The sequence below is a fragment of the Sphingomonas insulae genome, assembly GCF_010450875.1.
Lineage (GTDB): Bacteria > Pseudomonadota > Alphaproteobacteria > Sphingomonadales > Sphingomonadaceae > Sphingomonas > Sphingomonas insulae.
In genome coordinates, this window is sequence record NZ_CP048422.1 from 1,912,860 (window position 1) to 1,938,206 (window position 25,347).

Below are 25,347 nucleotides of genomic sequence, written 5' to 3' on the forward strand. Positions count from 1 at the left end.
CGGCTTTCGGCGACTATCGGCCCGTCGTGAAACAACGGCTTGTCCTCGTCCGCCGGCTTCGGCACAGCCGGCGCCACGCGCCCGCGGCGATGCGGGCCATCCATGCGGGCAGACATCGATGATAACAGACGTCGATGCTGGTAGACGGGGATCAAGAATGACCGGCAGACGTACGATCGCCAGCATCGCGCTGGCCATGGCGCTCGGCGCGTGCGGTGGTCGCGTGGTGCCCCTTTCCACGCAAGCGCCACCACCACGCCAGACGGCCGGGCAATATGTGCGGCCGACCGCGCGGCCCGCGGCACCGGGTCAGCAGGCCGCCGGCCAGCAGATCGCGAGTGGCCGCACGTTCGATGGACAGATCAGGGGTGCCACGCCGCTGCTTGCGGTCCCCGTGCCGGCCAACCCCGGAGCGACCACGGCCGCGACGGCAGGCATCGTTCCCGGTCCGTCGGTCGCGACCCTGCCGTTCACCGACGAACAGGCCGAGGCGGCGCGCCGGGCGTTCCTGTCGAGTTGTCCCGGCCTGATGCGGCGCACCGATGCGTCGGGCCTGACCCGCGGCAGCGACTGGCAACCGGCATGCAGCGCGGCGGCCAACGTGGCGCGGGGCGGTGCACGCGCGTTCTTTGCGAGCTATTTCGAGGCCGTCCAGGTCGCCGACGGCAGGGCATTCGCGACCGGGTATTACGAGCCGGAAATCGCCGCCTCACGTGAGCGGCGCCCGGGGTATACGGTGCCGATCTACGCGCGGCCAAACGACCTGATCGACGTCGATCTCGGCCAGTTCAGTGATGCGCTGAAGGGAAAGAAGGTGCGCGGACGCGTGTCTGGCAGCAATCTGATCCCCTATTACGATCGCGCCGCGATCGACACGGGCGTGCTGGACGGCAAGGCGCCGGTGCTCGCCTGGGGGGCGGACGAAGCGGCGGTGTTCTTCCTCCAGATTCAGGGTTCGGGTCGACTGCGGCTGCCCGATGGCGGGATCATGCGCGTCGGCTACGACACGCAGAACGGGCGGGACTATACAGGTATCGGTGCGCTGATGAAGGCGCGGGGGCTGCTGCAACCCGGCCAGACATCCATGCGGGGGATCGTCGCCTGGCTGCACGCGCACCCCGACGAGGGCCGGGCGATCATGGCCGAGAACAAGAGCTTCGTGTTCTTCCGCGAACTGAACACGCCGCCGGTCGGCGCGATGGGTTATGTGGTCAACGGTGGTGTCAGTGCTGCGGCCGATGTCAAATACGTGCCGCTCGGCGCGCCGGTGTTCCTGTCGATGGACCGGCAGGATGCATCCGGCCTGTGGGTGGCGCAGGACACCGGCGGCGCGATCAAGGGCAGCAACCGCTTCGACACCTTCTGGGGTGCCGGCCCGGTGGCGGAGGCCACCGCGGGCGGCATGGCGGCGCGTGGGACCGCGTTCCTGCTGTTGCCGATCGGCACATTGGCACGGGTACAGGGCAACCAGCCCGTGCCATCGTTCGAGACGGGGACAGGTGCGCCAGCTCAACCCTGACGAAGCCGACCTGTGGGCGCGGGTGATGGCGACGGTGAAGCCGCTGCGCGCGGTGCCGCCGCCCGCCCCGCGCCCGGCCGTGCCGCCGCCGGCACAAGCACCGGTCAAGGCGACCAAATCGTCCAAGGCGCTGGTGCGCGCCGTCGCGGCGGGTCGCGCGGTCGCGGCCAGGCCGGTCGTGGCACCGCCGCCACCGTCACCGCGCCAGAACACGCTGGATGGCAGCTGGGACAAGCGGCTGACCCGCGGCATCGTCAGCCCCGACAGTTCGATCGACCTGCATGGTCATACGCTGTCGTCGGCGCATGCGATGCTGGACGACGGGCTGTCGCGTGCGATCGCGCGTGGCGACCGCGTACTGCTGCTGGTGACCGGCAAGCCGCCACGCCCGGAGAGCGAACGTCCGCACGCGCGCGGCGCCATCCGCGCGGCGATCGCCGACTGGCTCGCCGCGTCGCGCCATGCCGATGCGATCGCCGCCGTCCGGGGCGCGCATCCGCGACATGGCGGGCAGGGGGCTTTGTACATCGTGCTGCGGCGTGGGCGTTAGCGGCGTCGCGCTGCGAGGGTCGCGTCATCCGGGTTCGGTGTCGCGGAGGCGTGACGGCCGGTAGCAAGATGGTTCACGCGGAGGCGCGGAGGCGTGGAGATGGTGCGCCGCAGGCTGTCTTCAGCCTTCCCGACAGACATGATGAACGGGCCACGCCTGCGGCTAGGCGCGACACCTCCGCGCCTCCGCGCCTCCGCGTGAATCACCCTCTTTCGTGACGGTTTGCATCGACGTCGTCGCATCTGTGCCCGTCATCCCGGCGACGGCCGCGATGCATGGTTCGATCGGCAGGCGAGCCGTGATGCGGTGAATCCAGCGTGCCCATGGGTCCCGGCGTTCGCCGGGATGACGATGGGGGGATGGCCGGCCCGAGTTAGCCCACCCGTTCGATCACGTTGGCATAGATGGCGGTCAGCGTTTCGAGGTCCGCGACGGCGACGGCCTCATCGATCTGGTGCATCGTCGCGTTGATGAGGCCCAATTCCATCGTCGGGCAGAGTTTCGAGAGGAAGCGCGCGTCGGAGGTGCCGCCCGAAGTCGACAATTCGGGTACGATACCGGTGCGCGCCTCGATCGCGGCACTGACCAGCGCGGTGAAGGCGCCGGGTTCGGTCAGGAAGGCCTCTCCCGACACCTTGCCTGTGACGATCGCGCCGGGGGCATATTCGCGCACCACGGTGGTCACGCGGTCGACCAGGTCGGCGCCACGCTGTTCGTCGTTGAAGCGGATGTTGAGCCGGGCGGTCGCGCGGGCGGGGATGACGTTGTGCGCGGCGTTGCCGACGGCGATGTCGGTGATTTCGAGGTTCGAGGGCTGGAACCAGGCATTGCCGTGGTCGAGGCCCATCGCCTCCAGCGCGGCCAGCGCGCGCGCCAGCTTGCCCGCCGGATTGTCGGCGAGGCCGGGATAGGCGACATGGCCCTGCCGGCCCGGCACCTCGATCCAGATGTTGACCGAGCCGCGCCGCCCGATCTTCACCATGTCGCCAAGCTGCCGCACCGAGGTCGGTTCGCCGACCAGGCAAAGGTCGGGCGCGATCCCGCGCGCCGCTAGCCGCTCGATCAGCAGCGGGGTGCCATAGGTCGCCGGCCCTTCCTCGTCACCGGTGATGAGCAGGCTGAGCGTCGGTCCGGCGGTGCGGGACGCGGCGGCGGCGAAGGCGGCCACCGCGCCCTTCATATCGACCGCGCCGCGACCGTAGAGCAGGTCGCCGCGCACCTCGCCCGACCAGGGCGATCCGTGCCAGCCCTCGCCCGGCGGGACGACGTCGACATGGCCGGCGAAGGCGAGGTGCGTCGACGCGCCGGGACGAACCGCGATCATGTTCTCGACCGGGCCGTCCGGCGCCTCGCCGACGACGAAGCGGTCGACCGCGAAGCCGATCGGCACCAGCGCCGATTCGAGCACGTCGAACACCGGCCCGCGCGCCGGCGTGACGCTGTCCGCCCGCAGCAGTGCCTGGGCCAGCGCCAGGACGTCGATCACGCGCGCCGGCTCATGCGGGCGACTGTTCGTATTGCTGGATGACCCAATCCTCTTCCTGCGCGCCGGCGATCCAGTCCTGCATCCAGGGATGCTGGATGACCGCATCGATATAGGCGGCGGCGAAGCGGGCGATCGGCAGTTGGTAGGAGATGATGCGGGTGCAGACAGGGGCGAACATGATGTCCGCCGCCCCGAACTGGCCGAACAGAAACGCGCCATCGCTTCCCCAGCGGGCGCGGGCCTGCGCCCACAATTCCATGATCCGGCCAAGGTCGGCGAGCACGTCGTCGTCGGGGCGGGTGGCGGGAAAGACCTGGCGGATGTTCATCGCATGCTTGCGGCGCAATGCGGTGAAGCTCGAATGCATCTCTGCCGCCATCGATCGCGCCATCGCCCGCGGCGCCTCGTCCTGCGGCCAGAAGCGGTCGCGGCCGACCTTGTCGGCGAGATAGTCGACGATGGCGAGGCTGTCCCACACCACCGCATCGCCATCCCAAAGGATCGGTACCTTGCCCGACGACGGCGCGAATTCCGCGCCCTCGCGGCGTCGATCCCATTCGGCATCGTAGAGGGGCACGACCACCTCCTCGAACGGGAGGCCGGACTGTTTGCATGCCAGCCAGCCGCGCAGCGACCAGGAGGAATACGCCTTGTTGCCGATGATGAGCTTCATGGACGACGGGGTAGCGGCGGGTCGCGGGGAGGTCCAGCGTGCAGCGGCAACGTGGACAAGTGGGGCACTCGTACGGAAACGTTGCGCGCCGATGGTTTCCGTTTCCGGACCATCGAGCGCGGCGCGCGTCACCGCCGGGCTATGGCGCCTTACCGTCGTGCAGGACAGGGCGGGCGGATTTTTGCCCGGTTACAATACCTTATCGCGAGTTCCGACCAACAGGTGCGGTCAGCCGATCGATTCGAGCACCGCGGCGCGCAATTCGGGGATGCCCATGCCGCCTTCGCTGGATGTCGCGAGGATGTCCGGATGGGCGGCGGGGCGCTTGCGTGCTTCCGCGGCGACGCTGGCCATCACGTCGGCCAGTTCGGTAGCCTTGACCTTGTCCGCCTTGGTCAGGACCAGGCGATAGCTCACCGCCGCCTTGTCCAGCATCTCGAGGATGTCGCGATCGACCTCCTTGATGCCGTGGCGCGAATCGATCAGCACCAGCGCCCGCTTCAGCGTGTCGCGACCACGCAGGAAGTCGTTGACCAGGAAACGCCATTTGCGGACGACATCCTTGGGGGCCTTGGCAAAGCCATAGCCGGGCATGTCGACCAGCCGGAAGGTCAGCGGCAGGCCGACATCGAAGAAGTTCAGCTCCTGCGTCCGGCCCGGCGTGTTCGACGTCCGCGCCAGCCCGTTGCGCCCGGTCAGCGCGTTGAGCAGCGACGACTTGCCGACGTTCGAACGGCCGGCGAACGCCACCTCCGGCACGATCGGCGCGGGCAGATGCTCCAGCGCAGGCGCGGATTTCAGGAAGCTGATCGGACCGGCGAAGGTCTTGCGGGCATGCTCGATCAGGTCGGGCGAAAACCCGTCACCGGCGGGTGCGACGACGTCGTGCGGGACGGCTTCGCCCGGCACGGCATCGTTCGGATGGGGCTCGTCGCTCACTTGGCGGCCGCGATCTTGAGGCCGGGATGGCGGGCATACAGCACTCGCTGCTGCAGGATCGCGAGGAAGTTCGATGCGATCCAATAGACTTGCAGGCCGACCGGATAGCTCGCCATCACGAACATCAGCACCCATGGGATGATCGCGAACACCTGCTTCTGCGTGTCGTCCATCGGCGCCGGGTTCAGCTTGAACTGGAAGTACATCGAAATGCCGAGGATGATCGGCACGACGCCGATCGCGATCATGTGCGGCGGGGTGAAGTGCAGATAGCCGAACAGGTTGAGCGGGGTCAGCGGATCGGGCGCGGACAGATCCTTGATCCAGGCGACGAACGGCTGGTGCCGCATCTCGATCGTCAGCATCAGCACCTTGTACAGCGCGTAGAAGATCGGGATCTGGAGCAGCGTGGGCAGGCAGCCGGAGACGGGGTTGACCTTCTCCGTCTTGTAGAGGGCCATCACCTCCTGCTGCATCTTGGGCTTGTCGTCCTTGAAGCGTTCCTGGATCGCCTTCATCTTGGGCTGGATCGCGCGCATCTTGGCCATGCTGGCGAACTGGCGCTGGGCGATCGGGAACATCAGGCCGCGGATGGTCAGCGTCAGCAGGATGATGGCGACACCGAAGTTCCCGATCATCCGGAACAGCCAGTCGAGATAGGTGAAGATCGGCTTTTCGACGATCTCGAACCAGCCCCAGTCGATCGCCTTGTCCAGCTTCGCGACCCCGGCATCGTTCTCGTAATGCTGAAGGGCCTTCACCTCCTTGGCACCGGCGAAGAAGCGGCTGGTCTGGGTGATCGCGCGACCGGCGGGCAGCAGCTTGGGCGCAAAGGCGTAATCGGCCTGATAGGCGGTGTTGGTGCCGGCGCGGAACTGGCCGTCGAACTGCGCCGCCTGATCGGGGACGAGCGCGGTCAGCCAGTATTTGTCGGTGAAGCCGAGCCAGCCGCCGGTGGTCGTGAATTTCTCGGGCGCCTTGTCAAGGTCCTTGAACTTGGTGCCGTAATCGGCACCGCCGCCGTGGACGGACATCGGGCCGGTGTGGATCTGCCACGTGCCGGGGTCCTTCGACACGCCGACGCGGTTGACGTAGCCATAGGGCGCGACCGGCACCGGGGCGCCGCCGCCGTTCTGAACCGTCTGCCTGACGGTGAACATATATTGATCGTCGACCGACAGTTCGATCGCGAAGCGCTGACCCGTAGCGTTTGCGGCGGTGAGCGTTACCGGACGACCGGGCGCCAGCAATTGCGACGATGCGGTCCACACCGCGTCCGCCGCGGGCGGCTTCAGGCCGTCGTCGCGCCAGCCGAAGCCGGCGAAATAGGCCTCGGGCGCGCCGGCGGGGGACAGCAGGCGGATCGGCGGCGAATCCTTGGCGATCGTTTCCTTGTACTTGACCAGCACCAGATCGTCGATGCGCGCGCCCTTGAGGTTGATCGAGCCGCGCAGCGTCGGCGTGTCGATGCGGACGCGCGGGGATTCGCCCAGCACGACTTGGCGGTTGCGCACCGCGCGGGGAGTGTCGGCAGTGGGGTCGGCGGTCTTGTTGGCGACGACGGGGACCGATTTGCCGTTGACGATCTTCGTCACCGGGGGGTTCGCCACGGGGAAGAACTTGCCCTGGATCAGCGGCCACGCGAACAGGATCAGCGCGGCGATGACCGCGAACAGGACGAAATTCTGGCGTTCTTTGTTCAAGGTCTTGCCCCGTCTTGGCTCAAGGGACGGGATCGGGTCCGTACCCGCCCCAAGGATGACAGCGCGCGATCCGCTTTACCGCCAACCAACTCCCTTTCGCCGCGCCATAGCGGCGAAGGGCGGTGATTGCATAGGCGGAACACGACGGCTGGTAACGGCAGGTCGGCGGCAACACCGCGGACGGTCCCAATTGCCAGCCGCGGGCCAGCAGGATCAGCGCGCGGGCGATCACCGTTTCGGCTTGCCGGGATGACGCGGTCGTGACGGTGCGCTTTCGCCGCGGCCAATCTTTGCCAGCGCCTTGGCCAATTCGGCCTTCAGCGCGGCATGGTCCCGCTCGATGCCGCCATCGCGGCCGATCAGCACATGATCCGCGCCGCGGATGCCGCCCGCCGGCAACAGTTCACGCGCCAACGCCCGCAACCGCCGTTTCATGCGGTTCCGGACGACGGCGTTGCCGACTTTCTTGGTGACGGTGAAGCCGACGCGCATCGCGGGGTCACCGTCTTCGCGGTCGCGCACCAGCAGGACGAAGCCCGGCATCGGTGCGCGCCGTCCCGCATTCGCCGCGAGGAAGTCGCGGCGCAGCGACAGCGTCGTGATGACGGCGCTGTCGGCGGGGGTGTGGATTACGCCGACAGCTTCTTGCGACCGCGGGCCCGGCGTGCGCGGATCACTGCGCGACCGCCCACCGTGGCCATCCGCGAGCGGAAGCCGTGGCGACGTGCACGCACCAGGTTGCTCGGCTGAAAGGTCCGCTTCATGATTCATTCCCTGATCGTCTGAATAGAAAACGGCCGCCACGCGGGACGGCCTTGATGGGGTGCGCTTACCGAGAGGCGCCGGATAAGTCAACGCGAACGCAGCCGCTTGTCGCGGGCATGGCGGCGCAGCGCGCTCCGCCGCCGCATCGTCCGGTCGACAAGGCCGCCGATCCGCGGCCAACGACGCTTGGCCCGGGCGAACTTCACCTGCGCCAGCCGCGAGTTGCGCAGGATCAGCACCAGCCCGCCGGCGAACAGGAAGATGCCACCCGGTCCCGGCAGCGGCCCGACGACCGCGGCGCCGAGGATCAGCAGGCCGCCCAGCACGAGCTGCAACGCGCGACTGACGGGATGGCGATCCTGCATGCTGCTCACTTGGGGCTGGTGTGTTATTTGTACAAGACGGCAAGGAAATGTTCGAAACGGTCTCTTTCTCACCCTGCGAATATCGTTATGACCCGGTGGTGACGCCAGCGTGACATGAGGAGACTGACATGGTGGCGATCGTCCAGACGGCGGCGTACCTGGGGCTGGAAGCGCGCGGGGTCGAGGTGCAGGTGCAGCTGATCCCCGGTCTGCCGAACTTCATCGTCGTCGGGCTGGGGGACAAGGCGGTCGCGGAAAGCCGGGAACGGGTGCGCGGCGCGATCTCCGCGCTCGGCCTGGCGCTGCCGCCGAAGCGGATCGTGGTGAACCTGTCGCCGGCGGACCTGCCCAAGGAGGGGTCGCATTTCGACCTGCCGATCGCGCTGGCGCTGCTGGGCGCGATGGCGGTGATCGATGTCGAGGCGCTGGCGGACTATGTCGTCGTCGGCGAACTGGGCCTGGACGGGCGCATCGCCCCGTCGCCCGGCGTGCTGCTCGCCGCGTTGCACGCTGCGGGCGAGGGCAGGGGGCTGGTCTGTCCCGCCGCGCAGGGATCGGAAGCGGCCTGGGCGGGGTCGGTCGACGTGCTCGCCGCGCCGGACCTGCTGGCGCTCATCAACCACTTCAAGGGCCATGGCCTGCTTTCCCCACCTGCCGCCGGCACGGTGGAGCCCGCCGGCCATGGCCCCGACCTGCGCCAGGTGAAGGGGCAGGAGGTCGCCAAGCGCGCGCTGGAGATCGCCGCTGCCGGTGGCCACAACCTGTTGATGGTCGGCCCGCCGGGTGCGGGCAAGTCGCTGATGGCATCCTGCCTGCCGGGCATCCTGCCGCCGCTCGATGCCGCCGAGGCGCTGGAGGTGTCGATGGTGCAGTCGGTCGCGGGCACGCTGACCGGTGGACGGCTGACGCGCAATCGCCCCTTTCGCAGCCCGCATCACAGCGCATCGATGGCGGCGCTGACCGGAGGCGGACTGAAGGTTAAGCCGGGCGAGGTCAGCCTGGCGCATCTGGGCGTGCTGTTCCTCGACGAACTGCCGGAATTCCAGCGTGCCGTGCTCGATTCGCTGCGCCAGCCGCTGGAGGCGGGCGTGGTCAGCGTCGCACGCGCCAATGCGCACGTCACCTTTCCGGCGCGGGTGCAGCTGATCGCGGCGATGAACCCGTGTCGGTGCGGGCATCTGGGCGATGCCAGCCTTGCCTGCGCCCGCGCCCCGCGCTGCGCCGCCGATTATCAGGCGAAGGTGTCGGGACCGCTGCTCGACCGCATCGACCTGCATGTCGAAGTCGCCGCGGTGAGTGCCGCTGACCTGATCCTGCCGCCGCCGGTCGAGGGATCGGCGCAGGTCGCCGCGCGCGTCGCCGCCGCCCGCGCGATCCAGTCCGGTCGCTATGCCGGCGAGGAGGCGCGTACCAATGCGGAGGCGGACGGGGCGCTGCTCGATCGTGTCGCGACCCCCGATCCGGCGGGATGCGCGCTGCTGGCGCAGGCGGCAGAGGTGATGAGGATGTCGGCGCGCGGCTATACCCGCGTGCTGCGGGTGGCGCGCACCATCGCCGATCTGGCCGGGAGCGAGACGATCGGGCGCGTGCATGTTGCCGAAGCGTTGAGTTACCGTCGGCGCGCTCCGGTTCCATGACGCAGGCGCGTGCCCCGCGGTGGCTGGCCGGGTTCACCGGGCGACGTATGCGGATGGGTGACGGCCCTTGCGAACCCCCGCCCGCCCCGCTATCGGGCGATGCTTCGCTGCCCCTGTGGCGAAATTGGTAGACGCATTCGACTCAAAATCGAACGCCGCAAGGCATGCTGGTTCGAGTCCGGCCAGGGGCACCAATCGCCGATCTCACGCTGTCTCATCCCGTCCCGAAAGGGGTGGGATTAGCGTCATTTACGCCCTTGCGGGCCGTCTCACGCCGTCTCATACCGTCGCCATGCAGCGCAGACTTTTTGGGGGCATTCTGGGGGCACCGCTATCCCAGGCTGGGGGCACTCGGTGCTGACGGATATCGCCTGCAAGAAAGCCCCGCCGAAGGCCAAGCCGTACAAGCTCGCGGACGGGCAGGGGCTGTACCTGTACGTGACGCCGACCGGCTTCAAAAGCTGGCGCTGGAAGTATCGAATCGGCGGCAAAGAAAAGCGCCTGGTCTTCGGACCTTATCCCAGCATCACGCCAGCCAAGGCGCGGATGATGCGCGAGGATGCTTCGCGACAGTTGATCAACGGCGTGGATCCGGCGATCGACAAGGTGCAGCGGGCGGCTGCCGAGATCGCGCGAATGGGTGCGACCTTCAGGACGATTGCCGAGGATTGGCTGGAAAGCCAGGCTGCGATCTGGACCAAGGGGCACGCGAAGGTCGTGAAGGCGAGCCTGGAGCGCGACGTCTTTCCAACCTTGGGGCACCTGCCTATCGACACGATCACGACACCGATGGTGGCGAATCTCTTGCGCGCGGTCGAACAGCGCGGCGCGATCGAGACAGCGCATCGCGCTCGACAGCGGATATCGGACGTCTTCGCGATGGCGATCGGGCGGGGTATTGTGCAGCTCGATCCCTCGGCCGTCGCGCAGAAGGGCCTTTCCCCGATACTGCGGGGCAAGCAGCCTGCCGTACGGACGATCGAGGCGGCGCGGAACGTCCTGCGAAAGGTGGAAGAGCAGCCGGCGCACCCGCTGACGAAGCTTGCATCCCGACTGCTCGCGTTGACCGCGGTGCGATCGGGCGTGCTGCGCATGGCGGCGCCGCAGGAATTCGAGGGGCTCGACGGATCGGAGCCTCTCTGGCGTATCCCGGCTGCGAAAATGAAGCTCGTGCTGGAGCAGAAGAACGACGCGGCCTACGACTTCATCGTGCCGCTCTCTCGGCAGGCCGTGGAGGTCGTGAAGCTGGCGATGACGTTTTCGGGCAATGGCCCGGTGATCTTTCGCAGTATCCGTCATCCTCGACGGCCGCTGAGCGACAGCACCATCAGCAAGGTGTATCGGGAAGCGGGCTTCACGGGCGTGCATGTGCCGCATGGATGGCGCAGCACGTTCTCAACGATCATGAACGAAGCGCTGGAGCGGGAGTATCACAGCCGCGGGGGCACCGGTGTGGCCCCAGATCGGGCGATTGTAGAACTAATGCTGGCCCATGTGCTGGGCGGCGTCGAGGCGCATTACAACCGCGCCGCCTACATGCCCCGGCGCCGCGAGCTGGCGCAGCAATGGGCCGACATGCTGGTGCAGGATCTCGCGCCGCCCCGCAGTCTGCTGGAAGGGCTGCGACAGCACGGCTGACGGGCCTCGGGGGCGCACTGTGAGCGCCCGGTCGGTTCATGAGGTGGCCGGCGGCAAGCCGCTGCGCCAGCGCACAGGCCAACCGGTGCGTCGCAACAGCCATAATGCCGGCGGTGCGGAGATGGCCTTGTGGCGGCAACATAACATGTTCCCGAAGTCGGAACACAACGCACGCATGCGGGATCTTGAGGAATTCGAGCGTGAGACGAAGCTCCCCGGAAAGCGCAATGGTGCAATCGGCGGCGTTGGGTTGCAGGTGTATCGCTACCTGCTGCGCCTCCGCGGTAAGAAGACCGGCCGCCTAGATCCGACCGTGCGTTGGATCGCCGATGCCATAGGACGATCGCGCAGCGCCGTGCACGCGGCGCTGACGCGCCTCAAGGAGCATGGCTACCTCGACTGGATCCGGCGATGCCAGCCGATTGAGAATGCCGAGCCTGACGAGCAGCAGACCGAGCAGATCGCCAACGCCTACATCCTTCAGACGCCGGCGACGGCCAAGGAGCGCGTCCGCCGCATGCTGCGCCGTCCGACGGAGTTCGTGCGCGCCGTCGCCGACAAGCTTGCCCGTCAGCGCAAGCTGGAGACCAGTACCGTAAACGACGTCATCGCCGAGGCTACCGACCCCGGATTGCGCGCTGTCCTCGAACGGCTCCGCGATGCCGTTGAGGGTGCAAATCCGCCGAGCGGACAGACAGAGGCCCTGTAAGGATCAAAGATAAAAGGAACGGCTACGCCGTGCGCTGTTTGCTGCTTCACCAAGCCCCTAGGCCCCGAGCCAATGCCCTGACAGCGTCAAGCGACCGCTGTCGGACGTGGCCGCTTGGGCGGCCCCGAGGCTCCCTAGGGGGAGCATGCGAATTCTGGCGCCTGTCAACCGCTGCCGCAGCTCGATTTGACCCGTCGCTGCACCGAAACGCACCGGTGATCGATATTCCTCATAAGCCCCAAACCTTAGGATTGAGGCCGGGGCGCTTGGGCGTCGATGACTGCACCAAAAGCGACACGAAAAGGGCGCGGGCGAGGTGGGGGGAAAAGCGCGTAATTCGGGGTGGCAGGGTCGGGCTGCGGTCGGCCGGCTGCTGGCCGGCGGTGCCCCGTGGGGCGCAGCGCAGGCCGGGCAGCAGTTCGGATCGACCATCGCGTCTATCGCGCCCTGCGGGGCTTAGCGGCGACCGTCATAGCGTCGGGCAGGACGTCATTTAAAAATCTGCGTTCCCTTTGTGTTCCGCATCGCGCTACATGCTGCGGGATGCAGACGCTCCGACTCATCGACGTCCCTTTCGAGCTGATCCCCCGTGAGGCATCGCTCTTCCTGACGCGCACCCCCGCCGGCTTCCCCTCGCCGGCGCAGGACGACATGGAAGAGCCGATCGACCTCGGCGCCTATCTAATGGAACATCCGGCCGCGAGTTACCTGATGCGGATCGAGGGCCATTCCATGACGGGCGCCGCCATCAGCGACGGCGACCTGGTCGTCGTCAACCGCGCGAAGAAAGCGCGGCCCGGCTCGATCGTCGTGGCGCTGGTCCACGGCGAGCGCACCCTCAAACGGCTGCGCTTCATCGACCGACGACACTGGCTGGTGGCCGAGGCCGAGGGCTATCCGCCCATCCTGGTCGACGAATATGTCGAAATCTGGGGCGTCGTCGTCGCGGTCGCGCGCCGGCTGTCGTGACCACGCCCATCGCGCTGATCGACTGCAACAGCTATTACGTCTCGTGCGAGCGCGCCTTCGACGCCAGCCTGAAGGACGTACCCGTCGTCGTCCTGTCGAACAATGACGGATGCGTGATCGCCCGCTCGGCCGAATCGAAGGCCCTGGGCATCAAGATGGGCGATCCCATCCATCACCTGCGCGACATGGTGCGCCGACACGGCATCCGCGTTCTGTCGTCTAATTACACGCTGTACGGCGACATGCAGCGCCGCGTGATTGCCGCCTGCGAAGCCTTCGCGCGAGACTTCGAGATCTACTCGATCGACGAAACGTTCCTCGATTTAGCGGGGTTCGAAGACCGCGACCTGGTCGCGCATGCCCAGGCGATGCGGAACCAGGTGCAGCAATGGACGACCATTCCGACCTGCGTCGGCATCGCCGGCACGAAGACGCTGGCGAAGCTGGCGAACCGCGCCGCCAAGACAGATCCGCGATTCGGCGGGGTGGCGGACCTGCGCGACGACGCCGTGCGTCGCAAAGTCATGGACGTGATTGAGGTCGGAGACGTCTGGGGGGTCGGCCGCGCGACGGCGACGAAGCTGCTGGATCTCGACATCCGCACCGCCGCGGCCTTGCGCGATATGCCGATGAAACAAGCCCGCGCCGTCGGCACTGTCGTATTGGAGCGGCTGGTGGCCGAGCTGCGCGGGGAGGCCGCCAATGCGGTCGAGGCTATCGAGCCGCAGCGCAAGGGGATGGCCGTCACCCGATCATTCGGCACCCCCGTGACGCGGTTCGACCATCTCATGGGTGCGTTGACCGAATATGCCATGCGCGCCGGCGAGAAATTGCGCGCGCACGGTCTCGTTGCCGGCCGACTTACCGCCTTCTTCCACACCAACCGCCACCGCCCCGATCGGCCCCAATATGCCGCCTCGCGCGCCGTGACGCTGCATCCGATGACGGCCGACAGCCTGAAATTGATCGCCGCGGCGCGGCGCGGGGCCGAACGCGCATGGCGCGATGGCTATGCCTTCACCAAGGCCGGCGTTATTCTGGAAAACCTCGTTGCCTCAGAGCTGCGCCCACGCACGCTGTTCGAAGAGCCAGATGATCGCCGCGCACGGCTGATGTCAGCGCTGGATGAAATTAACGGTAGGTTTGGAAAATGGTCTGCGGTGACGGCATCGCAGGGCTTCAAACGTGAATGGAAGCTTCGTGCTGATAGCCGGTCGCCCGCATGGACTACGCGTCTAAGTGATTTGCCATTGGTCAAGACGTAGAGATGCCAGTCAAGATATGCTCAAGGCCAGCTCCTACTAACTGTGATGCCATGCTCTGTAACAAATAAATCTTCCTTAGACGGCTCTGATTTTTTTAGCTTGCTCGATGAAACAGCTTTCGAAAGAGCAACCTGAAATGATTCAAGGGCCTCACGGAGTTTCTCATCCAAAGAAAAGTCGACGGGATCTCGCATGCCAAGGCGGAACAATAATGACTCCGCTGTCATTGAGGATATGTCGGGCCCCTCCAATGAATCGTCAATCCATTGAGAAATCTCGAAATCGCTTGTCGCAGCCCTTCCTGATCTATCAAATTTTTTTTGCCTAGATTCTCGAGATTTTCTTTTTGCCGCTTCCAATTCTTTGTCGGTAAGGGTGTTGAGGCCGCGTTGCCCGATTGCAGTGTAGAGCGCAGTGACCAATTTGCGCGTTTTCGCGTCCGCCTCTTCCCATATTAATGACGCATCCCGGGCGTAGGCTTTTCTAAGTCGCTTCTTTCTTTTGTTGGCCACCGTTGAAACCCAAAACCCGCTCGCTATCGATGCACCTAAAATAGCGATCGCTATGAACGGATATGTGATTGTTCTGAGCAATTGCGGCAATAATCCGCCGGACCAAGCCACTGAAGCCGCGCTGGGCGAGGGTTTGGTCATATCTGTCCGACCGACCCCGATTTCACGTAGGCCCTCGACTTTTCCAAGGCTTTGGAAAGATAACTGGCCATTCACTGGCCTCACAATCAAAAGATCAAATTGCAAATAATCAGCAGGATCAATGATTAAGCCGGGTGGCAACCTAAACGCCTCGCCCGAACGAACAGGTATGCCCAACTTGCGGAGATGCTCGGATGTTGCGCCGCGCTCATATAGCCGAACAACTTCCCCACCCCGAACAGTAAACCCTAAGGGGTCTTGAGGTGTCGTGTTCCGAGAATTTATTCCGATTTCGCCATCATTTCTAAGCCTTAATCTTACCGCAACAAGGTCTCGTTTTGACTGTGTTAAATCCTGCGAATTGAGCTGCACCGAAAGGCCTGGGACAGGTTGGCGAACGGCGAAAACCGGGATTTGGCTTACCACATCCAATTTTAATGACATTCTTTTCCCAAACGCGATCTCTGAGACCGGTGGGAGGCCAATGATAAACCCAACTATGCCTAATAGTACACCAAGCGCAGAAGCGCCTTGGAACCAGGGGTTGCGAAGCAGTTGCCCTAACTGCGTGTTCTCATCTCTATCGTCCATCACTGCGTGATAAACATCAAGATACGCGCTTAGCGCAAGTTCAAAACGGCAAGTCACACAAAGCGTTATCTGCTTGTGGCGGAGGTGGCGCGAAACCTACCGACCGTTGAATATTCCTGCAAATGGAAACGTTTTACGGCGCACGATTGCGCGGCGCGAACGCCACCGCCGGCGCGCCAACCTGGTCGTTCACCTCAAGCAGCCGCGACTGAATCGGCTCGATCTCCAGCTCGAAGAACATATCGACCGCCTCGCTGGGCTTGCCGAACGTCGACCCCTGCGCCGGCACGATGCCGAGCAACACCGGCGGCATGCGGTGCGCGGCCAGCATATCGTCGCGCGTGACGTTCTTGATGCCGAGGAATTCGTCGTTGGCGCCGATCTGGGCGATCGGGAGGATCTTGATCCCGCCATCCTTGCCGCCGGGCTGGTGAACGAACAGGTTGCGGAAATTGCCCGGCCCCTTCGACCGCTTCAACGCCTCACGGATCGCCTCGACGTCGCCATCGGAGAAGTCGCCCGTGGCATGCAGGATGAATCCGGCGTGGCTGCCGTTGAGGTAATATTTCCTACGGAACAGCGTCGCCGCCTCGTTAAGCAGCGCCGATTGCAGCGCCGACAGATATTCGGGGACGCCGTAGATCTCCTGGTTGATATCCGGCTGCATCACCTGCAGCACACTCCCCGGCCGGAATTCGCTCTCCGCGCCGCCCGCCTCCAGATAAAAATGAGTGCCCGGCACGACGCCGACGCGCGTGAACTTCGCTGGCGTCTGTTCGAGCCGCAGCAGGTTGCCCAGCACGGCCCGGCGCTGTTCGAGGAAGCCAAAGCCGAAGATCAGGTAATCCTGCACCAGCTTTTCGAATTCGGTCCGCGACAGCCAGGGCGACGGCACGAACGACTTCACCAGCAGGTTGCGCTTCAGGATGATCGCCGAGCTGTGGTGCGGGCTGGCGCGAAACGATCGCGCCAGCCCTTCGACGCTGATCGGCGGCTCATACCATCGCCCGTTGTGCCAGCATTGCAGCAGATCCAGCACCTCGCGCCGGCTGTTCACCGGCTCCGGATCGCCGAAGGTGAACGCCTGGACCGCCGTCGACGTCCTGCCCCCGTCAATCGCGCCGGCCGCAGCGCGCGCCGCCTCGCTGCGCGCCATGCGCCGAAGGCTTGCCTTGCTCATGTCACAGGATCTCCATCGTGCTCTTCTGGGCTTCCTTGCCGTCGAGCGGTTCGTTCATCAGGACGTGCATGATCGACCAGGCGAGATCGGCGTGGCCGTCCTCACCGCCGCGGCCGGCTTTGAACGTCACGTTGCGGCCTGACGTGGTCAGCGTCTTCTTGATCGACACGAAGCTGCTGACGACGTCGGTACAGATGCTGTCGAAGGCCAGGCGACCGCGGCTGATGACGTGCTGCGCCTTCATGATCATGGCCGCCTTCACCTCGAGCGAATATTCGATCCGGGTGACGCCGCGGATCCCGCTGTCGGGCTTGGCGAGTAGCTGGTAGACGCCGGCACCGACGCCGGTCGCATCGATGCCGAGGTACGTGCAATTGTACCGCGACAGCATGCCGCGGATGAACGTCGCCTGCTGTTCGAAGTCGAGGCCGCGCAGCGGGTGACGTTCCAGCAATCGGAACGGACCGCCCTGCACCAAAGGCGGCGCAAAGATGCACAGCGACGCATTGTCGCCCGTCTCGCTGTTCTGCGGGTCGTATCCCGCCCACACCGGCCGGTCGCCATAGGGCCGGGCAGCGTCGGGATGAAAATCGGTCCATTCCTCGATCGTGTCGACGCCGCATTTGACCAGGTCGTTGAAGCGGAACGCCGACAGGCTGTCGTCGACGAAGTCGCACAGGAACAGGTTGGCAAATTCGTCGGCCGCATATTCGTCGCGCAGCTCGTCGATATCGAACAGGTCGCAGCCGGCTTCCTCGGCGTCGAGAATGTTGACGATGTGGCGCCAGATCCGGTCCGGCCCCTGCGATCCGTCCTTCAGCGCGGCATGGCTGACGTCGATCTCGACGCGGTCTTCCTTCTTCCGGCGCCGGTTGCGCCGTTCGCCGGTCCAATACGGATAGGCCGCGTGCGCGATCGTCGACGGTGTCGAAAAATAGGTCTTTCGCCACTTCTTGTGCGTCGCCATGCCGCTGGCGACTTTGTTCAACTCTTCGAAGCTGTGGACCCAGAAGAATTCGTCGAAGTAGAAATTGCCGTGCCGGCCCTGCGCGGTGCGGAAATTGGTGCCGAGGAAGTGCAGCTCGGCCGCAGCTTCCTCCGCCGGGCGCAACTCGCTCGTGATGAGCATCGGGTCGCCGGTCAGCGCGACGCCGACCAGCTTGGCGAAGCTGACGATGTAGGAGCGGAATTGGTGGGCCTGCGCCTTTGAGGCTGACAGGAAGATCTGATTGCGCCCGGTCTCGATGGCGTCGATCAGCGCTTCGAACGCGAAATAGTATGTCGCGCCGATCTGACGCGACTTCAGGATCATCCGCGTGCGGAACGATAGCGCGGCAAACCACGCCTCCTGGTAGCCGTAGAGCTGGTCGAGGAAGATCGCCTTCAGCTCGGCGGCCTGGTCGGCGGTGAAGTGGTTCTTCTTCGCGCGGGGCTTCTTCTCGCCCGCGTTGCGGTTGGCGACCTTGTCGTTCAGGTCGCCGGAATGCCCGCCCGGCGCCTCATAGCGCCGCACCTTGGCCAAGCTCTCCACCTGCCGGCGCAGCGCATCGAGTTCGGTGTAATCGGCGCCGGTCTTCGACTCTTTGCAGATCAGCACCATCAGGCGCGTCTCAAGACAGTCCTCCAGCTTCCGGATCGACGGCGCATCGTCCCACCGATCGCGCCGCGCCCAGCTCTTCACCGTGTCGTATTTCAGATCCAGTTCGCCGGCGATCTGCCCAAGCGACCAGCCGCGCCAGTATAGCGAGCGCGCGGGCCTGCGGCGTTCCTCGGGCGGGAGAGTTAAGGGATCGGCGAGGATCGACATGGCGCGCCGACCTTGCCGTGCGCGCCCAGCCGCCGCCCCCCGCTGCACTTGTAGAACGCAATTCTACAAGTCCCCGCCATTGAGCGCCGGGCGCAATTCAGTCCCTGATCCGGCCTGCAAAGACGGGCGCCCGGCGCGCCGCAGACGAGAGATCGAGGGACCAGCCGCCATGGGCACCAAGAGCAAGATTTTCCGCGCCTTCGTCGAGGGTGAGACGATCAGCGACGGTCGCAATGTGACCGCCGAAATGATCGACGACATCGTCGAAACCTTCAACGTCGAAACGTACGCCCCCCAGTGCAATCTGGAACACATCAGCGGCTACAGCCCCGAACCGCCGTTCAACAACCATGGCACCGTTATCGCCGTCGAGGCGCGGACCGACGATATCGTGATCGCCGGCAAGACGGAAAAGCGCCGGGCCTTGTACGCCCAGGTCGACGCCAGCGATGCGATGGTCGAGCTGTCCAAGCGCGAGCAGAAACCGTTCCCGTCGGTCGAGCTTTCGGCGAATTACGCCGGAACCGGCAAATATGGTCTGATCGGCCTCGCGTTCACCGACACGCCGGCGTCGATTGCGACGCAGCGCCTCAACTTCTTGCGCGTCAACAACCTGACCCTGTTCACCTCCAGCGAACGCGCGGCGCTGGCGTTCGAGGCCGAACAGGAAAAGGTCGACAGCATCGTCGATCGCCTGTTTTCCGCCGTCGCGGCGAAGTTCGGCAAGACGGAACAGCCCGCCGCGCCCACCCCGGCCAACGATAATTTCGATTTCGCCGCCTTCACCGCCGACATGAAGACGGCGGTGACCGGTGTCGTCACCGCAGCGGTGCAGCCGATCGCCGAGGCGCAGGCGGCGCTGACCACCGAGCTGGCCGGTTTGAAGACGCAGCTCGCCGGCACCGAACAGCCGCGCTTCAGCCGCCAGCCGTCGACGGGCGGCGCGGACGATCAACTGACCGACTGCTGATCCGCAGACCCTTCGCCCCGAACGCCCGCCACAGGAACCGCCCCGATGCTCAACGCCACCCGTGCAAAGTATGACGCCTACACCCAGCAGATCGGCAAGCTGAACAACGTCGCGGATCCGTCGCGCTCGTTCGAGGTGCTGCCCGCCGTCGCCCAGACCCTGCGCGCCAAGCTGAAGGCGTCGAGCGACTTCCTGTCGCGGATCAACATCATCCCCGTAGTGGCGCAGGAAGGCGACAAGGTCGGCGTCGGCGTGAAGGGCACGATCGCCAGCCGCACCGACACGCGTACGAAGAGCCGCGAGCCACGCTACCCCGGCGATCTCGACGCGACGCGCTATCGTTGCGAAAAGACCGACTTCGACACGCTCATTCGCTACGAGACGCTCGACGCTTGGGCGCACCAGCCCAATTTCCAGCCCCTTCTCCGCGATGCGATCATCACCGCCAAGGCGCTGGACATCATCACCATCGGCTTCAATGGCACCCACGTCGCCAAGGACACCGATCCTGACACCTACCCGCTGCTCCAGGACGTCAACAAGGGCTGGCTCCAGCACATCCGCGAGGACGCGCCCGAGCGTCACGCCGCTGGCGGCGACCTGAAGGAAGAGACGCGGAACGCGGCCGGCGTCGTCACCGCGCCCGGCAAAATCTACGTCGGTCCGGGTGAAGTCGTGGCCGCCGACAAGTCGAACCTCGCCACCGCGAAGGTCGATTTCGTCAACATCGACGCGGTCGTGTTCGCCGGCATTGAGCTGCTGCATGAAAATTATCGCGAGGACACCGACCTGGTCGTCATCGTCGGCCGCGAGCTGGTCAACGACAAGTACTTCGCGATCGTCAACGCCTCGGGCGACAAGGCGACCGAACAGCTTGCGCGCGACGTGCTGCTGTCCGACAAGAAGCTGGGTGGCCTGACGGCCATCCGCGTGCCGAAGTTCCCGAAGAACGCCATCCTCATCACGACCTTCGCCAACCTGTCGGTCTATGAACAGATCGGCAGCGAACGCCGCAAGATCGAGGACAACGCCAGCCGCGACCAGATCGAAAACTACGAGTCGGTCAACCATGCCTATGTCGTCGAAGACATGGGCAAGGCTGCGCTAATCGAAAACATCGTCATGGGCAGCAAGCCGGCGGCCTGACGGTCGCCGCCTGACGCCCCACCGCCGTTCCCGCCCCCACCAGGACACGCCGAATGAGCTTCGCTCGCCGCCAGGAGCAAATCCTTGCCATGAAAGCGGCGTCCGCTCCTGCGTCCGGGGGCGGGCACACCCGCACCGCCGCGGCCCATCGCCCGGCCGCGGCGCCTGCGCCGCCCCAGCCCGCCGGCAACACCCCCGCCGCCCGCGCCGCGGCGACGATCGCAATGCGGCTGCGTCACGACATCCAGCGCCTGCGCCAGATCAAGTCGAAAGAGCGCAAGATCGCCGCGAAGCGCGTCATGCTACCCGAATACGACGCCTGGTGCGACGGTCTGCTCGACGCCGGCCGACATGCGCCGGGTTCCGCGTTGGAGCCGACCGGCGCCGACGATGTGCTGCCGACCCTGATGGTCTGGAATATCGACGTCGGGAATTACGAGCGTGCCCTCGCGCTGGCGGCCTTCGTCATCCGGTTCTCGATCCCGATGCCGAAGCGCTATGAACGCGATGCCCCGACGCTGGCCCTTGAGCTGATCGCCGAGGCGGCGTTGAATGCCCAGACCAAGGGGGACGCGTTTCCCCTCCATATTCTCGAAGCGGTCGAGGCGCTGACCGGCGGCATCGACATGCACGATCAGCCCCGCGCCAAGCTGCTGAAGGCGATCGGCGCCGAGCTGATCCGTGCCGCCGGCATGTCGACCGGCGACGCCATCGTGCCGACGATCGATCGCGCTGCAGCGGCCCTGACCAGGGCGCAGGATCTGCACGACCGCGTCGGCGTCAAGACGATGCTTCGCGGCCTCGATCGCGCCCGCGCTGCGGCGATCAAAGGCATCGACCAGACCCATTCCTCCGTTCCTGAAACCGGGAACACAGACACGACACCGAACGACACCGATTGACCAGCTCGCCCCCGGCGCTCGGGGGCGGATCGCGCGAGGCGGGAGACCTTCGGGTCGCAGGGCCGCCGTTCGACCCGGTCCTCACCCCCGTGAATTTCGAAGGCCACCCCATGATCGCCACCGTCCTCCCCATCGTCGGCTTCATCGCATGCGTCGCCGCCCTCGGCGTCGGCATCGCCGGCACGATGCTTGGGTCGATCGTGGCGATCGTGTCGCAGCCGACCGATCGCATCCTCGGCTGCCATCCCGTTGCGGCCGGCGCGACGGCCGCATTGCTGGGGCTGCTCATCTTCCTGACGGCGGCCGTGCTGCTCGGCCAGGCGATCGTATGAGCGACTTCATCGCGACCGTACTGTCGGATCCCGCGGATCCTGCACCGGCACTGCCGCCGATCGCCAACGACGGCTTTTTTCCGGACATCGATCCCGTCATGTGGCGCGAGCAGATGCGGATCCGCGACGGCGTGACGCCGGCGCGGATGCGCGAGGCGCTGATCGCCGCCATCATCACCGTCGGCCGCGATCTCGCCGGCTGGGCCGCCGCCCGCCGTGCCGAGGGCATCGCCTCCCTCGCACTGGTGCCCGCCGACACGATCGACGGCGTCAGCGTCAAGCTGCTCGCCTATCGCCGCGCCGTGTTTACCGCCGCCAAGGCCGAGGTGGTCGAGCACTATCGCGATATCGACATCACCGGCGCCGGCCAGCGCAAGTCCGACGATCTCGACCCCAGCGTGACCGAGCTGCGCCGCGACTCGCTGCACGCGATCCGCGACGTCCTCGGCGTCACGCGCACTACGATCGACCTGATCTGATGGCCGCCCTCACCGACACGCTGCGCGCGCGCCAGGGCGATACGCTCGACGCCCTGATCTGGCGCGAACGCGGGCTCGGCCCTGCCGATCTGCCCACGGTCCTCGCCGCCAATCCCGGCCTCGCCGCTATTGGCCCGATCCTGCCCAAGGGCCAGGTCGTGACCATCCCCGCCATCGCCACGCCGGCCGTCACCGTGCGCGCCGACGTCGTCAACCTGTGGGACTGACCACCATGCTGAAGCACCTTGCCCCGGTCTGGGACTGGATCGTCACCCTCGCGATCGGCCTGTCGCCGGCCGCCCTCGGCGCGCTCGTCGCGGTGTCCTACGAAAGGGGGCTGACCTGGGCGGACCGCTTCACCCAATTCGCGGTCGGCGTCGTCGTCAGCTATTTCGCGACTCGCATCGTCGGCGTGCTGCTCGCCCCCGACCCCTTCGTCCTGCAGGGCATCAGCTTCTCGATCGGCATGGTCGCCTTCAAGTCGGCCCCGCGCTTCATCTCGGGCGCGGCCGACGCGCTGGGCACGCTCCCGGCGGACCTGATCTCGCGATTCCTCCCCAAGCGAAAGGATGGCAAATGACGGCTCCCGCGCCGGCCCCCTCGGCGGCAAAGCCCGGCATAGTCCGCAAGACGCTCACCGCCGTGATCGGCAGCGCGATCGGCGCCGCGGCGCTGTTCGTGAGGGTTCCAGCCGAGGAAAGCGGTCGAACCGTCGCTGCCAAGGTCGAGCGCGATCAGACGATCACGCTGCGCCATGTCGCCGGCCCGCGCTATTTGAAGGCGTATCTCGACATCGTCCGCGTGCCGACCGCCTGCGACGGCATCACCAAGGGCGTGACGATCGGGAAGACGTACACCCCGGCGCAGTGCGACGCGATGTTGGAAACCGCACTGATCGCCCATGCCGAGCCGATCATGCGCTGCGCGCCGGGCCTCTATGGCCGCGGCAACCAGGCTGCCGCCGTCGTGTCGCTCGCTTACAACATGGGGACGGGCGCGATCTGCGCCTCGACGCTCGTTCGCCGGATCAACGCTGGCGACTGGGCGGGGGCCGCGGCCTCCTTTGCCGCATGGAACAAGGTGACGGTTTCCGCCAAAGAGGTCGCCGCCTATCGACGCCGCGGCGAAACCTGCGTGCCGAAAGCGGCGGACCGATGGTCCTGCACCGTGAAAGGCCTGACCGATCGGCGAGATCGGGAACGCCGCCTGTTCGTGCAGGGATTGCCGCTGTGATCGGGCTCTGGCGGTCGATCCGCAACGGGCGCGAATGGCTGACGCTCGTCGTCGTCGCCGCGATCGGCGCATGGCTGTACGTTCAACGCGCCGAGGCGATCAAGCAGCGCGACGATGCCGTGCATCGCGCCGAGATCGTCTGCGCCCGTTCCGGCGTCGAATGGACCGCGCCGGACAAGGGGGCAGGGGCGCGGCCTGCGCCCGCCACGTCGCCGACCTGGTCAAATTCCGCGCCGACGTCGATCGCAAGACGATCGATCTTTTCACCAAGGCTATGGCCGACGCCAAGGCCCGCACCGTCAACGACAACCAGGCCGCGCGCCTTGCGGCCGAAGCCGCCCGTGCCGCGGCCGAGCGCATGGAGACCGCCGATGCCGAAGCCGAACGCCGCAATCTCGTGGGGCCTGACTGGCTTGCTGCTGTCAACGGCGTTGCCGGGCTGCGCTCACCGAGCCGTTGAGCGACCAGCGGTCGAGGTGCCCGCCGCGGTCGCCGTGGATCCCCCCCAGCCGCCGGCCGATCTCATGACGTGCGCCGATCGCCCCGCCGGCCTGCCCGAAGACGCCTCTCTGATCGCCCAGATCCCGGCGCCGATCCGCGCCGGCATCATCCGCTTGGCGCGCGCCTTCCGCTTCAATGCGGATAGCAAGGACCGGCTCGTCAACTGGCATGCCCCCGGCTCCTGCCCGATAGCGAAGGCCGCGCCGTGAGGAAGCCCGACAGCCTGAAGGCGGTGCTGCTGCGCAGCGTCAAGCCGCTCGCCGACAACCCGGAAAACCTGACGCTCTTCATCGATCGCGGCGCGATCGGCTGTCGCGCAGGTTCGCTGTCGTTTCAGTACAGCTACACCCTAAACGTCGTGGTGCAAGACTTCGCCGGCAACCTCGACACGCTGATAGTCCCCATCCTGGGGTGGATCGCGGAAAATCAGTCCGAGCTGCTACAGAAGGGCGATAGCCAGCCCTTCACCTTCGAAGCCGAGATCCTCGACGGCGATCTGTGCGACGTGTCGATCGACATCGCGCTCACCGAACGCGTTCGCGTGACGCCGGCGCAGGGCGGCGTTCACGTCACCCACCTCGACGATACGCTTCCGACCGATGCCTTCCCCGGCGTCGCCGGCGTCCGCCTGATCGACGGCGTGGTCGACATGACGCCGTGACCGACGATTTCACCCCGATCGAGCGGCTCGCCGGGGATCTGCTGCTACGGCTGGCCCCGGCCGAAAAGCGCAGCCTGCTGCGCAAGATGGCCCGTGCGATACGGGACCGCCAATCGCAGCGCATCGCCCGCCAGCAGAACCCCGACGGCACCGCCTATGCCAAGCGCCATGTCCCCCGCGAACAAAAGCCCGGCGGCTATGCCGTCCGCTTCCTGTATCCCATGGGTGCCGCCGAGCCGCGGGTCGTGTTCATGAAAAGCTGGGTCCGGCAAGGACCGCTTATGACGGGCTTCGATGCCGAGGCGGGCGGCATTCGCTCGTTTTTCTTCGATAAGGTGGCGCAATGGCTTCCCGTCGATACGGCCGAGCAGAATGCCGGCGCCGGCAAACTCCGCCGGCGTGGCGCCATCCGCCGCGCAGCGATGTTCCGCAAGTTGCGGGGCGGCCGGTTCCTGCGCGGCGATGCGACGGCGATGGAAGCATGGATCGGCTTCACCGGCCGCGCCGGCGAGCTGGCGCGCGTCCACCAGGAAGGCCGCACGGACAGCGTCGTGAAGGGTGGGCGCAAGGTCCGCTATGCCGCACGCGGCCTGCTCGGCCTTACCGAGGGCGAGCGGGGCATGGCGATCGACATGCTGCTCTCCCACGTCGTCGAACGCTGAACGTCTGCTCTT

The 25,347-nt window shown here is 66.1% G+C and carries 30 protein-coding genes and 1 tRNA gene; 20 read left to right on the top strand and 11 right to left on the bottom strand.

Going from position 1 to position 25,347, the window contains the following annotated elements; genetic code table 11:
• Positions 1-157 precede the first annotated feature (157 nt).
• Together mltA and GTH33_RS10600 are read left to right on the top strand one after the other, a co-directional pair.
• On the top strand, positions 158-1,519 hold the full coding sequence (gene mltA, locus GTH33_RS10595) for a murein transglycosylase A (RefSeq protein ID WP_163958373.1): 1,362 nt from the start codon (positions 158-160) through the stop codon (positions 1,517-1,519).
• A 25-nt stretch (positions 1,520-1,544) separates the two neighbouring features.
• Positions 1,545-2,069 carry a Smr/MutS family protein gene (locus GTH33_RS10600; protein WP_163959913.1) on the top strand — a complete coding sequence of 175 codons (525 nt, stop codon included), beginning with the start codon at positions 1,545-1,547 and terminating at the stop codon, positions 2,067-2,069.
• A 373-nt stretch (positions 2,070-2,442) separates the two neighbouring features.
• On the opposite strand, the gene dapE is transcribed toward GTH33_RS10600, so the two are convergent.
• The 8 genes from dapE to GTH33_RS10640 all read right to left on the bottom strand — a co-directional run bounded on the left by dapE (position 2,443) and on the right by GTH33_RS10640 (position 8,000).
• A complete protein-coding gene (gene dapE / locus GTH33_RS10605) occupies positions 2,443-3,555 on the bottom strand; it encodes a succinyl-diaminopimelate desuccinylase (RefSeq protein WP_249054853.1) in 1,113 nt (370 codons plus the stop codon).
• 10 nt (positions 3,556-3,565) lie between these two features.
• Complete coding sequence (locus GTH33_RS10610) at positions 3,566-4,228, bottom strand: glutathione S-transferase family protein (RefSeq protein WP_163958375.1); 663 nt, start codon at positions 4,226-4,228, stop codon at positions 3,566-3,568.
• A gap of 228 nt (positions 4,229-4,456) precedes the next feature.
• Positions 4,457-5,074 carry a ribosome biogenesis GTP-binding protein YihA/YsxC gene (gene yihA, locus GTH33_RS10615; RefSeq protein ID WP_208404086.1) on the bottom strand — a complete coding sequence of 206 codons (618 nt, stop codon included), beginning with the start codon at positions 5,072-5,074 and terminating at the stop codon, positions 4,457-4,459.
• A gap of 89 nt (positions 5,075-5,163) precedes the next feature.
• Positions 5,164-6,870: a membrane protein insertase YidC gene (gene yidC, locus GTH33_RS10620; RefSeq protein ID WP_163958376.1), complete on the bottom strand. Its 1,707-nt coding sequence runs from the start codon at positions 6,868-6,870 to the stop codon at positions 5,164-5,166.
• 19 nt (positions 6,871-6,889) lie between these two features.
• Positions 6,890-7,102: a membrane protein insertion efficiency factor YidD gene (gene yidD, locus GTH33_RS10625; protein WP_212592668.1), complete on the bottom strand. Its 213-nt coding sequence runs from the start codon at positions 7,100-7,102 to the stop codon at positions 6,890-6,892.
• Positions 7,099-7,413, bottom strand: a complete 315-nt coding sequence (gene rnpA / locus GTH33_RS10630; protein ID WP_243848299.1) for a ribonuclease P protein component — start codon at positions 7,411-7,413, stop codon at positions 7,099-7,101. The genes yidD and rnpA overlap by 4 nt, the downstream gene beginning before the upstream one ends.
• An 86-nt stretch (positions 7,414-7,499) precedes the next feature.
• Positions 7,500-7,634, bottom strand: a complete 135-nt coding sequence (rpmH, locus tag GTH33_RS10635) for a 50S ribosomal protein L34 (protein WP_017978410.1) — start codon at positions 7,632-7,634, stop codon at positions 7,500-7,502.
• A gap of 87 nt (positions 7,635-7,721) precedes the next feature.
• Positions 7,722-8,000 (bottom strand): hypothetical protein, encoded by a 279-nt coding sequence (locus GTH33_RS10640; protein ID WP_163959921.1) that lies wholly within the window; start codon positions 7,998-8,000, stop codon positions 7,722-7,724.
• 128 nt (positions 8,001-8,128) lie between these two features.
• On the opposite strand from GTH33_RS10640, the gene GTH33_RS10645 reads away from it, so the two are divergent.
• The 6 genes from GTH33_RS10645 to GTH33_RS10670 all read left to right on the top strand — a co-directional run bounded on the left by GTH33_RS10645 (position 8,129) and on the right by GTH33_RS10670 (position 14,218).
• A complete protein-coding gene (locus GTH33_RS10645; RefSeq protein WP_163958377.1) occupies positions 8,129-9,637 on the top strand; it encodes a YifB family Mg chelatase-like AAA ATPase in 1,509 nt (502 codons plus the stop codon).
• A gap of 109 nt (positions 9,638-9,746) precedes the next feature.
• Positions 9,747-9,831 (top strand) — tRNA-Leu (locus tag GTH33_RS10650).
• Between the two features lie 160 nt (positions 9,832-9,991).
• Positions 9,992-11,275, top strand: a complete 1,284-nt coding sequence (locus tag GTH33_RS10655) for a tyrosine-type recombinase/integrase (RefSeq protein WP_163958378.1) — start codon at positions 9,992-9,994, stop codon at positions 11,273-11,275.
• A gap of 43 nt (positions 11,276-11,318) precedes the next feature.
• On the top strand, positions 11,319-11,984 hold the full coding sequence (locus GTH33_RS10660; RefSeq protein ID WP_163958379.1) for a replication protein A: 666 nt from the start codon (positions 11,319-11,321) through the stop codon (positions 11,982-11,984).
• 543 nt (positions 11,985-12,527) lie between these two features.
• Positions 12,528-12,953 carry a LexA family protein gene (locus GTH33_RS10665; protein ID WP_017980146.1) on the top strand — a complete coding sequence of 142 codons (426 nt, stop codon included), beginning with the start codon at positions 12,528-12,530 and terminating at the stop codon, positions 12,951-12,953.
• Positions 12,950-14,218 carry a Y-family DNA polymerase gene (locus GTH33_RS10670; RefSeq protein ID WP_163958380.1) on the top strand — a complete coding sequence of 423 codons (1,269 nt, stop codon included), beginning with the start codon at positions 12,950-12,952 and terminating at the stop codon, positions 14,216-14,218. The genes GTH33_RS10665 and GTH33_RS10670 overlap by 4 nt, the downstream gene beginning before the upstream one ends.
• A gap of 20 nt (positions 14,219-14,238) precedes the next feature.
• Here GTH33_RS10670 and GTH33_RS10675 read toward each other — a convergent pair whose 3' ends face one another.
• The 3 genes from GTH33_RS10675 to GTH33_RS10685 all read right to left on the bottom strand — a co-directional run bounded on the left by GTH33_RS10675 (position 14,239) and on the right by GTH33_RS10685 (position 18,449).
• Complete coding sequence (locus GTH33_RS10675; protein WP_163958381.1) at positions 14,239-15,462, bottom strand: hypothetical protein; 1,224 nt, start codon at positions 15,460-15,462, stop codon at positions 14,239-14,241.
• A gap of 133 nt (positions 15,463-15,595) precedes the next feature.
• Positions 15,596-16,642 (bottom strand): phage portal protein, encoded by a 1,047-nt coding sequence (locus GTH33_RS10680; RefSeq protein ID WP_243848300.1) that lies wholly within the window; start codon positions 16,640-16,642, stop codon positions 15,596-15,598.
• Between the two features lies 1 nt (position 16,643).
• The gene (locus tag GTH33_RS10685) at positions 16,644-18,449 is read right to left on the bottom strand and encodes a terminase large subunit domain-containing protein (protein WP_163958382.1); all 1,806 of its coding nucleotides are present in this window, start codon (positions 18,447-18,449) and stop codon (positions 16,644-16,646) included.
• On the opposite strand from GTH33_RS10685, the gene GTH33_RS10690 reads away from it, so the two are divergent.
• The 12 genes from GTH33_RS10690 (at position 18,448) to GTH33_RS10745 (ending at position 25,335) form a co-directional block, all read left to right on the top strand.
• Complete coding sequence (locus GTH33_RS10690) at positions 18,448-19,419, top strand: GPO family capsid scaffolding protein (RefSeq protein WP_249054855.1); 972 nt, start codon at positions 18,448-18,450, stop codon at positions 19,417-19,419. The genes GTH33_RS10685 and GTH33_RS10690 overlap by 2 nt on opposite strands.
• Before the next feature lie 45 nt (positions 19,420-19,464).
• Entirely contained in the window at positions 19,465-20,565 is a 1,101-nt protein-coding gene (locus tag GTH33_RS10695; protein WP_163958383.1) for a phage major capsid protein, P2 family, read from the top strand.
• Between the two features lie 53 nt (positions 20,566-20,618).
• On the top strand, positions 20,619-21,467 hold the full coding sequence (gpM, locus tag GTH33_RS10700; RefSeq protein ID WP_243848301.1) for a phage terminase small subunit: 849 nt from the start codon (positions 20,619-20,621) through the stop codon (positions 21,465-21,467).
• Positions 21,464-21,799, top strand: a complete 336-nt coding sequence (locus GTH33_RS10705; RefSeq protein ID WP_163958384.1) for a hypothetical protein — start codon at positions 21,464-21,466, stop codon at positions 21,797-21,799. Before gpM ends, GTH33_RS10705 begins: the two co-directional genes overlap by 4 nt.
• Entirely contained in the window at positions 21,796-22,278 is a 483-nt protein-coding gene (locus GTH33_RS10710; protein ID WP_163958385.1) for a head completion/stabilization protein, read from the top strand. Before GTH33_RS10705 ends, GTH33_RS10710 begins: the two co-directional genes overlap by 4 nt.
• Positions 22,278-22,505 (top strand): tail protein X, encoded by a 228-nt coding sequence (locus tag GTH33_RS10715; protein ID WP_163958386.1) that lies wholly within the window; start codon positions 22,278-22,280, stop codon positions 22,503-22,505. Before GTH33_RS10710 ends, GTH33_RS10715 begins: the two co-directional genes overlap by 1 nt.
• Positions 22,506-22,510: 5 nt before the next feature.
• A complete protein-coding gene (locus tag GTH33_RS10720; protein ID WP_017980156.1) occupies positions 22,511-22,858 on the top strand; it encodes a hypothetical protein in 348 nt (115 codons plus the stop codon).
• A complete protein-coding gene (locus GTH33_RS10725) occupies positions 22,855-23,511 on the top strand; it encodes a glycoside hydrolase family protein (protein ID WP_163958387.1) in 657 nt (218 codons plus the stop codon). The genes GTH33_RS10720 and GTH33_RS10725 overlap by 4 nt, the downstream gene beginning before the upstream one ends.
• Positions 23,512-23,671: 160 nt before the next feature.
• Complete coding sequence (locus tag GTH33_RS10730; protein WP_163958388.1) at positions 23,672-23,971, top strand: hypothetical protein; 300 nt, start codon at positions 23,672-23,674, stop codon at positions 23,969-23,971.
• Positions 23,972-23,987: 16 nt separating this feature from the next.
• Positions 23,988-24,221, top strand: coding sequence for a hypothetical protein (locus tag GTH33_RS10735; RefSeq protein ID WP_163958389.1), 234 nt, complete (start codon positions 23,988-23,990; stop codon positions 24,219-24,221).
• On the top strand, positions 24,218-24,673 hold the full coding sequence (locus tag GTH33_RS10740) for a phage tail protein (protein WP_163958390.1): 456 nt from the start codon (positions 24,218-24,220) through the stop codon (positions 24,671-24,673). The genes GTH33_RS10735 and GTH33_RS10740 overlap by 4 nt, the downstream gene beginning before the upstream one ends.
• Positions 24,670-25,335 carry a phage virion morphogenesis protein gene (locus GTH33_RS10745; RefSeq protein WP_163958391.1) on the top strand — a complete coding sequence of 222 codons (666 nt, stop codon included), beginning with the start codon at positions 24,670-24,672 and terminating at the stop codon, positions 25,333-25,335. Before GTH33_RS10740 ends, GTH33_RS10745 begins: the two co-directional genes overlap by 4 nt.
• Positions 25,336-25,347 lie beyond the last annotated feature (12 nt).